General features: G+C 36.6%; 10 protein-coding genes. 5 read left to right on the top strand and 5 right to left on the bottom strand.

Annotation, left to right across the window (positions count from 1 at the left end):
- Position 1 precedes the first annotated feature (1 nt).
- The 4 genes from QNI22_RS27070 to QNI22_RS27055 form a co-directional block, all read right to left on the bottom strand.
- Positions 2-415, bottom strand: a complete 414-nt coding sequence (locus QNI22_RS27070) for an RDD family protein (protein WP_314515584.1) — start codon at positions 413-415, stop codon at positions 2-4.
- 39 nt (positions 416-454) lie between these two features.
- Positions 455-1,354 (bottom strand): HEAT repeat domain-containing protein, encoded by a 900-nt coding sequence (locus tag QNI22_RS27065; protein ID WP_314515582.1) that lies wholly within the window; start codon positions 1,352-1,354, stop codon positions 455-457.
- Between the two features lie 88 nt (positions 1,355-1,442).
- Positions 1,443-1,970: a hypothetical protein gene (locus QNI22_RS27060; RefSeq protein WP_314515581.1), complete on the bottom strand. Its 528-nt coding sequence runs from the start codon at positions 1,968-1,970 to the stop codon at positions 1,443-1,445.
- A 6-nt stretch (positions 1,971-1,976) separates the two neighbouring features.
- Positions 1,977-2,411, bottom strand: a complete 435-nt coding sequence (locus tag QNI22_RS27055; RefSeq protein WP_314515579.1) for a hypothetical protein — start codon at positions 2,409-2,411, stop codon at positions 1,977-1,979.
- 178 nt (positions 2,412-2,589) lie between these two features.
- Between QNI22_RS27055 and QNI22_RS27050 the strand changes: the two genes are divergently transcribed.
- The gene (locus tag QNI22_RS27050; RefSeq protein WP_313986770.1) at positions 2,590-3,570 is read left to right on the top strand and encodes a GlxA family transcriptional regulator; all 981 of its coding nucleotides are present in this window, start codon (positions 2,590-2,592) and stop codon (positions 3,568-3,570) included.
- A gap of 95 nt (positions 3,571-3,665) precedes the next feature.
- Here QNI22_RS27050 and QNI22_RS27045 read toward each other — a convergent pair whose 3' ends face one another.
- The gene (locus QNI22_RS27045; RefSeq protein ID WP_313986773.1) at positions 3,666-3,902 is read right to left on the bottom strand and encodes a hypothetical protein; all 237 of its coding nucleotides are present in this window, start codon (positions 3,900-3,902) and stop codon (positions 3,666-3,668) included.
- Positions 3,903-4,147: 245 nt separating this feature from the next.
- Between QNI22_RS27045 and QNI22_RS27040 the strand changes: the two genes are divergently transcribed.
- The 4 genes from QNI22_RS27040 (at position 4,148) to QNI22_RS27025 (ending at position 11,277) form a co-directional block, all read left to right on the top strand.
- Positions 4,148-4,519 (top strand): DUF2493 domain-containing protein, encoded by a 372-nt coding sequence (locus QNI22_RS27040; RefSeq protein WP_314002998.1) that lies wholly within the window; start codon positions 4,148-4,150, stop codon positions 4,517-4,519.
- An 840-nt stretch (positions 4,520-5,359) separates the two neighbouring features.
- Positions 5,360-5,581, top strand: coding sequence for a hypothetical protein (locus QNI22_RS27035; RefSeq protein WP_314515577.1), 222 nt, complete (start codon positions 5,360-5,362; stop codon positions 5,579-5,581).
- A 336-nt stretch (positions 5,582-5,917) separates the two neighbouring features.
- Positions 5,918-7,576 carry a DUF6377 domain-containing protein gene (locus QNI22_RS27030; protein ID WP_314515576.1) on the top strand — a complete coding sequence of 553 codons (1,659 nt, stop codon included), beginning with the start codon at positions 5,918-5,920 and terminating at the stop codon, positions 7,574-7,576.
- Between the two features lie 659 nt (positions 7,577-8,235).
- Positions 8,236-11,277 (top strand): SusC/RagA family TonB-linked outer membrane protein, encoded by a 3,042-nt coding sequence (locus QNI22_RS27025; RefSeq protein ID WP_314515573.1) that lies wholly within the window; start codon positions 8,236-8,238, stop codon positions 11,275-11,277.
- Positions 11,278-11,284: the final 7 nt, after the last annotated feature.

The following is an 11,284-nucleotide window of genomic DNA, read 5'->3' as shown; positions in this document are numbered from 1 at the left end:
ATTATTGGGTGGATTTACGTGAAACTACAATACTACCTGCTGCCATATCGTGCAAAGCTCTTCTGCGTTTGTTGTTATAAACTGAGATAAATGCAAACCATCCAAGAAATGTTTTGAGTGCAAACCGAATGATGGATTTAAAAAGAGGGATACGTTCTGATGGATAATCGTTGTCTCTGACACGTATCCCTAACAGATATTGCCCCAATGTATTGAAATAGGTAATACAGACAGGTTCATACAAAACAATCGCAAACATAAATACTACCCGTAGCCAAACTGGAAAATTTTCAAAGCTATCTGCAATCTGGGTACAGATTACCATAAACAACATCACCACTAGTATGTCAATGACAGAAGACTGGATTCTCCTTAAAAGTGAGGGATATTCAACAATTATTTCCTGGGTTTGCATAAATGATTAAGAATATTATTTTTTATTCCCTTTTATAGATTAAAGTTTTTGTATCATAGCATTGAGCGCTCCTTTTACAGTAGGAAAGGATGTACATACACGTGGATCCATGATATTTCCTCCAAATCCGTTTTCTTCAGTAGACGCATCCTTTGCTATCTTGGTAAGTTTTTCTTTTTGGGCCACTGGTTTGGAGTCTTCAAGCGCCCATATACACATAACTTGCACAAATATACTTGTATTTTTATCTTCGATCATTTTGAGTAGTGCTTCCTGAGCTTCTTTGGAATAATACCATGTTAAGGCTCTGGCAGCAGAAATTTGATTATGCATATTCTCTGCATGATAAAGGAATGGCAAGATAAGATTGTAATACTCGGTTAGCTGGAGATGATAAATAGATTCCAAGGCTACATGTTGTGCACAAAAAGTTGGAATCTCGTCTTTGCTAAAGCCTGCAGGTTTCAATGATAGATATTTTTCGACATAGGATTTAATAAAGTTTTTATCATATGTCAACCCGTGATAATTATTGAATATAGCGGTCATTGTCTGTTCATATGTATCTGAGAGAACAAGTGCCTGATGATAGCTATGACGATAGGTAGCATATACATTTCCATCTTTTAGAACTGCATATCCTGAAGTGGGAGTTGCAATACCCAGATTGCCTTTTTCATTCTTTTTTAGAAAAAAATAACAACTATCCACTCCTTTAAAATAAAATTCAGGCCCTTCATTTCCTGAGCGACTACAGAGATGAAGAAGATAAAAACCTGTAATCTTTGTTTCCACAGGCAGTTCTTTTCCTGCCAGATTTTTTAGAATTTTGATTTTTACTCCTTTTTCTTCGTCAAACGAAAGAACTTTGGCTAATACAAAACTATCCGCTTCTCGTATGATCTTATCCTGCCAGGGTTCATCCCAGGTGGTAGCCATGGCTGAGAGACCAGTAAATAGAAAACCCATGAGAAAATAAATATTAAATCTCTTCATAACTCTGAAAATAAATAGATGTTTTATAATACTAGACCTTGTTCCTAAATACAATATAGACACAGCTAAGACCTAGCAGTAGGATAGCTGCTGACAGATACGTTTTGAAAGAAGATAATTTGTTAATAGCTAAGGTTAGGGCGGAATCTTCTTCGACATGAAGCATTACTTGCAGTTGTTGATCTGTAAGAGCGTCTTTATCTAATTTTGTATTACTATCTTTGTGTAGCTGCTTAAATTTGAGATATCTTTTAGCAAGTAATACACTTCTGTATCCATAAGTATAAGCATCTGTATAGGTTAGTAATGCTTTGGTTACATCCTCTGTGAGGGCTTTGATGTTACCGAGTTGAAATAACAGGAAGGCAACAATGGGCTCTGGTGCTTTGACAAACATCATACGTTCATTTAGCTGATATGATATATGGTTACGAAGTTTTGTAAGCTCTTCAGTAGTTAAGGAAGATTTTGGTGTTGTATCATTACCTAAGTCTGTTCCCAGCATAAATTGGCTCGTTAGATAGGATAATCCTTTTAACTTTACTTCCAGAATTTTCAAATGTAACTATTCTGAGCCATTATGTGATTTCGGGTTAAGTGTAATATCTTTCTGTATCCAGTAGTAAGCTGAGTCGTTCTTTCCAAGCAATTCATAGACTGTTCCTAAATTGGAAGCTGTTGTGTATAAATCAAGATGTGTCTTTTCTATAGCAGTAAATACATCTTTAGCTTCATTGTATCTTCCTAAATACATAAGTGTAACACCATAATCGGAATAGGCTTTTATCTCATGTATATATTTCCAAATACTGTCAAGCTTTATTAAATCTGTTTCAAACTGCTTGATTTGCTCTGGATTCGTAAGGTCATATCCATTTGCTATTTCTATACCGCTTGTCTCGATTTTTTGACCATTTAAGAGCACATGGTATTCGTTGGCGCATGCACTTGTTGTAATATAAGATAGTAGAGTCAAAAGTAGTAGTAGAGTTTTTGGCATAAAGTAACAATATGTTTTGTGCTATTTATTCCAAAAAAAGAGTTAATGTAAACGTAGAAGGCTATATACAAAAGAGAAAATAAATTGAAAAAGAAAAGAAGAGTAAAACCTCATAAAACAAGTTTCCTTTGGGAAAGAAAGAGTTGGTCTCAATAGTGCTTTTTTGTATTTTTATTGTATGAAACACATATCGATATTAGTACCACAGGGAGCCATTCTGGGTAGTCTGGAAGGTTCTCGCCAGCTACTTACACAAGTAAATACATTTATGAAAGCCAGAGGCGCAAAGCCTTTGTTTCATGTTCAGTTAGTGGGGTTATCAAAGGAAACACCCTTAAGTGGCGGATTATTTACAGCCAATGCAGATATGACTTTTAGCGATGTGAAAAAGACTGATCTGATTATTATTCCAGCTCTGGATGGCGATATTCAGGAAGCATTGGAAAAGAACAAGGATTTTATTCCCTGGATTAAAGAGCAATATACACAAGGCGCAGAAGTTGCAAGTTTGTGTCTGGGAGCTTTTCTGCTAGCTTCTACAGGTTTGTTAAAAGGCAGAAAGTGTGCTACTCACTGGTTGGCTGCCAATCAGTTTCGTCAGTTGTTTCCGGATGTAGAACTTGTTACTGAGAAAATTATTACAGACGAATATGGCATTTATTCCAGTGGTGGTGCTTTTTCCTATATGAACCTTATTCTGCATCTGATTGAAAAATATGCAGGAAAAGAAATTGCTATACTTTCTGCCAAGGTATTTGCCATTGAAATAGAAAGAGAAAATCAATTGTCGTTTACTATATTTCAGGGACAAAAGGAGCATGCTGATGAACCAATCCGGAAAGCGCAGGAATTTATTGAACAAAACTATCAGGAAAAAATCACTATTGAACAACTCACATCTACCTTTGCTCTGGGAAGACGTAATTTTGAACGTAGATTCAAGAAGGCTACTTCCAACACAGTAGTAGAATATATTCAACGAGTAAAAATAGAAGCAGTTAAAAAAGATCTTGAAACTAGCCGGAAAAGTGTCAACGAGCTGATGTTTGATGTAGGCTACTCTGATATGAAAGCCTTTCGTACAGTATTTAAAAAGATTACCGGACTATCACCTGTAGAATACCGTAACAAGTATAATAAAGAGGCTGTTACTCTGTAAAATAAACAGGCTATAAGCAAAAATACCTCTGACATTCAGAGGTATTTTCATATATCCGCGAAAAAAAATGATATTGGTAATGATGATAAAATGCATTAGGCTGCATTCCTATGACAATGCTCACTGATTTCGTCTTCCAACCCCCGAATAACATGGCAATCAATAAATGGAGAAAGATCATGCTGAGACTCTTCACAATAAATTCCCTCTATTTGTACATCTTCACAGGGAGAGGTATTCTGATCACCTGGGCAATAAGCAAACCAGAATTTTACTCTTAATCCTTCATACTTTTCAGAATACAATGTGTCTGTAATATCCAGAATTTTCATAGTGTTAGTTTGTGACCCTATATGGGTCTTTTCAAAAGAATAAATCGGTTATTTGTTTTATCCTACTGAGAACGTAATCGGCTAAAAATTAGATGGAAAGCTGTAGTTTTAGTGTGAAAAAAGGGTTTTGTTGTATATGTCCCACCATATAAATATACTAAATAATCACGGATTTTACACTATATTTGCACGCCATTTTATATGGTTTGTACAACAATTTTTCATAGCTGAAAGACTGCTGAATCATGAGAATAACCATTACAGGAAGCCGTAACTGGACAGATGAACAACTACTGATCCAAACCCTGGAGCGGTATACCATCACAGAACTTATCCATGGTGGAGCTATAGGTGCAGATCTGATGGCTGCCAACTGGGCCAGAGGAAGGAGCATCAAAGTAACTGAGCGAAAGCCTGATTATGATACTCATAAAGCTACTGCTACACATGTACGAAACACCGAAATGGTACAGATGGCCGATGGTGTGATTGCGTTCTGGGATGGTGAAAGCAAAGGAACTGCTTCTACTATTGAGAAGGCACAAAAAGCTGGTAAACTGCTGCAGGTTGTTATGCCTGATGGACCTTCGGAGGCTCAGTTGAATTTATGGGAGTAAAGGTTATATCATAACAGAGAAATCAGCTTTGTACAAGGGATACTTTTGTAGAAAGCAAGGTTCTGAATATAGCAACAATAGGATGTTAATACCTAATGCTAGGTACTAACATCCTATTGTTATTTCATTGCTTGAGTGACTTATAAAATAGGACATCACATAACTGGAAAAACCTCCAATAGTATGTTCATACTATCCTTCTCACTTTCCCATACTATACTATATAAGTGCTAAGACACCTGCCCGCAGTGTTTGCAATCCTTCTATTATTTAAATACTACTACTATTGATACCTGTGTAAGGTATTTTATTGTATCAGAAGATATACCACTACTGTGAAAGTTATATTTATTTCTGGATCAGATATATGAAGAGATTAATGTCCTGTCAATGAATTACAAGGTATTATACTATCTGAATATACATTGGTAGTAAGTCTGACAATTGATTAGGTATTCGTTGATAATGAGATCGTTGTGTTTGTGCTTCAATGTTGAGAAAAATCATTCAAAGTGTAGATATATGTCCTATGAGGAGCAAAAATTATCTCAGATATTTTCGTGTGATTTTGAGAAGTATCAGCCACCTAATCACATAAAGTAAATGATAGGTCTGATACTGAGGGAAATGTAATACAAAATTTTAAGAAGGGAATATCTGTAATAAAAACAGATCAAGAGTACATAAATAATACATTTTCAGGTTGAACATAGAGAATCTGTATCATTTATGTAGCGTAGAAGTAATACATACATATATCATAGAATAAATTGGTCCCATTGGTGAGAATACTATTAAAATTATAGAGCAACTATTCACAAATTTGTAAACTAATACTATATGCTATTATTACATGGAGGATTTACATTTGGCATGGTAGCTGGTTTAGTGACGCTAACTATGTTATGGTTTTTGTCTTTTATTATATTAAGTCTTTCTGTATTTCGATTTGTTAAGAAAGAATTTTTGGAAGGTAAAAGATTACTGATTTGGTTTGTTTTATTGCTGGTAGTCAGTTTTCCTATGGCAGCTTTGATTGGGGGTATTGTTGAATATCTTTAATATAGGCAATTTGCCTGACTTGAGCGAAAATAAATCAGATTAGCATATTTTCTATTGCAATATATCAAAAGAAACAGGGATGAAATTCTGAATTTCATTCCTGTTTCTTTTGTTTCATAACCTTATTATATTGAACTATTGGTTTGATTTTTTCTCAAATTGCTTACATTCAGTAACGCAACTATTCTTAAGAGTTACGGAATAGGCATTCTCTTTTCCTACGGGGTTATTACAGTACTCAATAAAATACAAACCAAAATGGTATATTTACCATCTGATCTGAACAATTCGGTCAGGCTTTTGGCTTTGCTAATACAGCCACCAATTGAATTATTTATGAAGGATATCCATATAGTGTCTGTCTGCCTTACCCTTTTCTTTTGTCTCACGTTTACTTCTGCATTTTCGGTTACTGCTACTGATAGCTTGCTTTATGTATTAACCCGTCAGATAGAGGAAAGAGAAATTTACATCAGAGAGAAAGAACATCAGATTAACCAGCTTCGGGATATACTCAGACAGGAGGATATATCTCCACAACAACAATTTAAATTATACAGCAAGTTATACACACATTACCAGTCATTTCAATACGATTCGGCATTTGCCTATTCTTTACGGCTTGAACAAAAAGCTCGTCAGTTGAATGATCCTGTGAAGATAGAATATGCTAAGCTTAAAATCAGTTTTACTCTCTTGTCATCTGGTATGTATAAAGAAGCATTTGATTCATTAAATGCTGTGCATATACAACATATGCCAGATAGTATAAGTGTAGAATATCATGTTCTCCAGGCTCGCGCCTTTCATGATCTGGCTACTTACAATGCGGATAAGTATTATGCCAGCTCATATTTGATTAAAGGAAATAAGCATTTAGATTCGGCTATAACACATTTGGATACAAGCAAACCTGAATATGCTTATTTAAGTGGACTGAAATATTTTAAGGAAAAGAAATACGATGAAGCTATCCGAGAATTTATACTGGTTTTAGGAAAATATCCACCTTCCTCACATGATTATGCAAAAACAGCGTCCTCATTAGCTGGTGTATACAGAGATACTGGAAATACGTCTAAGGCTATTGAACTATTATGTAAAGCGGCCATTGCAGATATACAATCAGCAATACAGGAGAATCTGGCATTGTTGAATCTGGCAGAACTACTTTATCAAACTGGCGATCAAACAAATGCATATCTATTTATAAAACGGGCGCTGGCTGATGCTATTGCCTATGGCGCCCGGCAGCGACAAACACAGGTAGGTACCATACTTCCTATTATAGAAGGAGAACGTTTGGTTACAGCAGAAAGTCAGAAAAGTAAACTGTTTGTATATGCCAGTATTGTTTCATTGCTATCGTTATTGGTAGTCATATTTGCGATTATTATTTTTAAACAGCTGAAACAGTTACGGATAGCCAAAAAGACAGTAACAGAGGCGAATCAAAGTTTGCAGGAAGCAAATGAAAAGCTCACTGAGGTAAATTTGATATTAAAACAAACCAATGACCACCTGATAGAAGCAAATAAAATTAAGGAAGAATATATTGGTTATTCGTTTAACATGTATTCAGACTATCTGAATAAACTGGAAAAACTCAAACAGTCGGTTGAACGAAAGCTGCTCTCTAAAAAATATGAAGACATTAATCATGTAATAGATTCTGTTAATCTGAAAAAGGAACGAGAAAACCTGTTTCAAAGCTTTGATCAGATATTTGTTACATTATTTCCCAACTTTATTACTGTTTTTAATTCGTATTTTGAAGAAGAGAATGAGTTTACAGCGAAAGAAAAAGGCTCCTTTAGTATTGAATTTCGAATTTTTGCCCTAATTCGTATGGGAATCCATGATCCTGAACAAATAGCCAAAATATTAGGCTATTCGATCCGCACTATTTATAACTATAAAACCAAGGTGAAAAATAAGTCGTTTTTATCAAATGAAGAGTTTGAACAAAAGATTATGGAAATCAGAGCCTTCTGATAGTATACATAGCTAGTATAGCTTTTATAACTATAACAGGATGTTGATTATATAAATCAGATAGTTTACTGGCTTTTGTTTTCATTGTTTTATATAGTGGTTAACTCTTTCTGATATCTGAAATTATACTTCGCAGGCCTATTGTGGAAGAAGGCTTTGCCTATAGAGTTAAATTTGTATAGCTGTATTTGTACAACTTTATACATTACTTTCTGGTATCTTTCACTCGTTGATTTTACTGACAAAAGCTTACAGAGTCCCTGTTTTTTCTTCCCAGATCTTTACTTTTTCTTTACTTTTTTTTACTTCTGTCACTTGAGTAAGTGATAGATTATCAATGTTTTGTTATAATCTATCTAACTGATTTTTTTACTTTCTATATCTTAAAATTGAATTAGCCTCTCTATCTGTAGACCTTTGAGATACGGATGTTCGTTGATTTTAATCTCACCCAGAGAATAATGTAATCAGTCACATCAGATACTTTTATAACCAACCCGTCTACCTTTTACAAATGTATTACGACAGAATGCACGATGTCAGCACTGGGCTGGAATATGGAGTTTAAGCCAACTAAACTCTGATTCTGGAAATGTGTTGACATACCTATTTCCTTACACTTTAAAAAATATAACTATTCAAATTTTCTTTACTACATAATGAAGGATTTATTCTTACTAGTGTTACAGTTTGCCAGCTGTACAACATCTGAAGAACCTGATGGAAAGACCCGGCGAAGAAGACGAGACATCCCTGGAATCTTATCTATTCTACTTCTGATTACATTTTCGGCTATCCCGGTACTAGCTCAAAACGATATCAGAATCAGTGGTACTATCACCAATGAAAATGGAGAAACAATACCTGGGGCCAGCATTCGCATAAAAGAGAATGCACGCATAGGAACTGTTACAGATGTAAATGGTAAATATGAACTTTCCGTACCTAAAGAATATCTGGGAGGCAAACTGGTTATTTCGTATGTCGGATATAATACAGAAGAACTGGATATTGCCAATCAGACAACAATCAATGTTAAGTTGTTGCCCAATATCGAAACATTGGGAGAAATTGTTGTAGTAGGATATGGAACCCAACAGAAGAAAGATATTACAGGAGCAGTGGCTACAATCTCGTCTGAAAACCTGAATCAGGGAGCTGTAACCAATCCTTTGCAACAGATTGCTGGTCGTGCTGCCGGAGTTAACGTTTCTCAGACTGGTAGTGAACCAGGCTCTGCACCCAGTGTTCGGATACGTGGAATCACTTCACTGATAGGAGGAAATGACCCTTTGGTTGTTGTAGACGGAATTCAGGGAAATATGGATCTGTTGAATCAGGTTCCACCCAATGAAATCGAATCCATTGATATACTTAAGGATGCTTCTGCTACGGCTATTTATGGATCTCGTGGTGCTCCTGGTGTAATTATCGTAACTACAAAAAAAGGAAAAGAAGGAAAGACGACTGTAGAATATGCAGCAACTGCATCTGCTGATTTTATTCCGAGAAAATTAGATGTTTTAGGTGCGGATGAGTGGTGGGAACAAGCTCAACTAAATGGCGTGCCTGCCTCTGCCAATCATGGTTCTTCTACAGATTGGTATAATATCCTGACACGCACAGGAAATACACAGAACCATACACTTTCGTTTGGTGGAGGTCTGCCTACTTTTAGCTACAGAGCTTCCGTGACTGCAATTCTGCAAAATGGGGTGGTACTTAATTCCAGCAACCGAAAGTATATTGCTCGGGTACAGGCTACACAACGTGCACTGGATGATAAATTAACTTTGACTATCAATCTGAATAACTCGATCAATAATACAACAGGAAGTCCATCCAGTGTAAACAGAGCTGCATTTTCTACAAACCTGATTACTAATGCTTACCTGATGCGTCCTACTGATCCGGTTTACAATACAGATGGTTCGTATTACACAGATCCTAATGTGTTTGAATACTTTAATCCCTATGCTATTTCTCAGACTGTAGTAAATGAAGGGAAAAATAGTAATCTGTTTGGTAGCCTTCGGGCTGATCTGGAGATTGTAGATGGACTCACAGCCGGATGGTTTGGTAGCTGGCGCAAGACAGATAATACCTGGGGATATTTTCTACCTGCTGCTTCTACTGTAGCAAGCGCTATCAATAACAAAGGCATTGCCAACATTACTAACAACCGGCAGGATGAAAAATTAATGGATATCAGTCTGAATTACCAGAAAAAGGCTGGGCAGCATATAGTAAATGGCCTTGCTGTATATGAGTGGCAAAACCAGACGTATCAGGGTAACTATGCGCAGGCACGTGGATTTGTAAATGATATTGCCACTTACAATGCCTTACAGTTGGGAGATCTCTCTCGTGTACAACCTGGCGATATGTCATCCTATAAAAATGATCGTACATTGGTTTCTTTTTTGGGACGTGTTAATTATTCATTTGCTGATCGGTATCTGTTTACAGTTAGTTTTCGTAGAGATGGTTCTTCTGTATTTGGTAAAAATAATAAATGGGGGAATTTTCCATCTGCATCCGTTGCCTGGCAGTTACTTCAGGAGTCATTCATGGCCGGACAAAAGCTGTTTGATCAGTTAAAGCTAAGGGCAGGGTATGGAGTAACCGGTAATCAGCAGGGATTGTATCCGCAAAACTCGCTTTCATTGGTAGGTGCTGCCGGAGTTACTTATTTTGGTGGATCACAGATTACCAACTTTACTATCACACAAAATGTGAATGAAGATCTGCGTTGGGAAACCCGTAAACAAGCCAACATAGGTGTTGACTTTGCCTTATTGGATAGTCGTTTGAGTGGATCTATTGATGCCTTTACTGCCACTACAGATAATTTACTTTTTAATTATTCTGTTCCTCAGCCTCCCTTCCCATATGGAACAATTATCGCCAATGTGGGTAGCATCCTAAACAAAGGTCTGGAAGTTAGTTTAAGCTATCAGCTGATCAAAACGGACAATACTACTTTAACCCTGGCAGGCAATGTGTCATTGCTGAAAAATGAAGTACTGGAACTGAGTGGAAGTATCAATGGAGTGCCTTTAAATACTGACTATGTTTCCTGGGGACCCAATTCGTTTCTGATTAAAGGAAAACCCATTGGAACCTTCTTTATCCTCCAGCATACAGGAAAAACTGAAAACAACGCTGAGACAGTAGCGGATCGTGATGGCAATGGTATTATAGACCAGGGAGTAAGAAGTCCTGACAGAGCATATGCCGGAAATGCATTGCCTACACATACCTATGCATTTACCCCAACACTAAGACACAAAAAGCTGGATGTTACTATGGTATTGCGTGGATCTGGTGGAAACAAGATTTACAATGGGCTACGTCAAAATCTGAGTTTGATGGAGAACATCGGAAAGGCCAATGTACTGAAGAGTGCGGTTGCAGACGGCATCTATACAACTCAATATGGTTCGGATCTATGGCTGGAAAATGGTTCTTATCTCCGACTGGATAACATAACAGTAGGGTACACTATCCGTTCTGCCAGCCTCAAATACATTGATCATCTCCGAATTGCATTGACTGCAAACAACCTTGCCTTAATTACACGCTATTCAGGGGTTGATCCCGAATTGAATGTGAGTGGTGGAAATGGATTTGGAGGAGACAATGGAATTTATCCTCGTACAAGAAGCATTGCTTTGGGATTAAACGTAGTTTTTAAATAATGACGAA

The sequence above is a fragment of the Xanthocytophaga agilis genome (assembly GCF_030068605.1).
Taxonomy (GTDB): Bacteria; Bacteroidota; Bacteroidia; order Cytophagales; family 172606-1; genus Xanthocytophaga; species Xanthocytophaga agilis.
Note: the sequence above shows the minus strand (reverse complement) of the source record. Positions and strands in the feature narration are given on the sequence as shown.

Coding starts and splice junctions, on each gene's coding strand:
- QNI22_RS27070 (WP_314515584.1), bottom strand. CDS start 415: ATGCAAACCCAGGAAATAATTGTTGAATATCCCTCACTTTTAAGGAGA.
- QNI22_RS27065 (WP_314515582.1), bottom strand. CDS start 1,354: ATGGCTACCACCTGGGATGAACCCTGGCAGGATAAGATCATACGAGAA.
- QNI22_RS27055 (WP_314515579.1), bottom strand. CDS start 2,411: ATGCCAAAAACTCTACTACTACTTTTGACTCTACTATCTTATATTACA.
- QNI22_RS27050 (WP_313986770.1), top strand. CDS start 2,590: ATGAAACACATATCGATATTAGTACCACAGGGAGCCATTCTGGGTAGT.
- QNI22_RS27045 (WP_313986773.1), bottom strand. CDS start 3,902: ATGAAAATTCTGGATATTACAGACACATTGTATTCTGAAAAGTATGAA.
- QNI22_RS27040 (WP_314002998.1), top strand. CDS start 4,148: ATGAGAATAACCATTACAGGAAGCCGTAACTGGACAGATGAACAACTA.
- QNI22_RS27035 (WP_314515577.1), top strand. CDS start 5,360: ATGCTATTATTACATGGAGGATTTACATTTGGCATGGTAGCTGGTTTA.
- QNI22_RS27030 (WP_314515576.1), top strand. CDS start 5,918: ATGAAGGATATCCATATAGTGTCTGTCTGCCTTACCCTTTTCTTTTGT.
- QNI22_RS27025 (WP_314515573.1), top strand. CDS start 8,236: ATGAAGGATTTATTCTTACTAGTGTTACAGTTTGCCAGCTGTACAACA.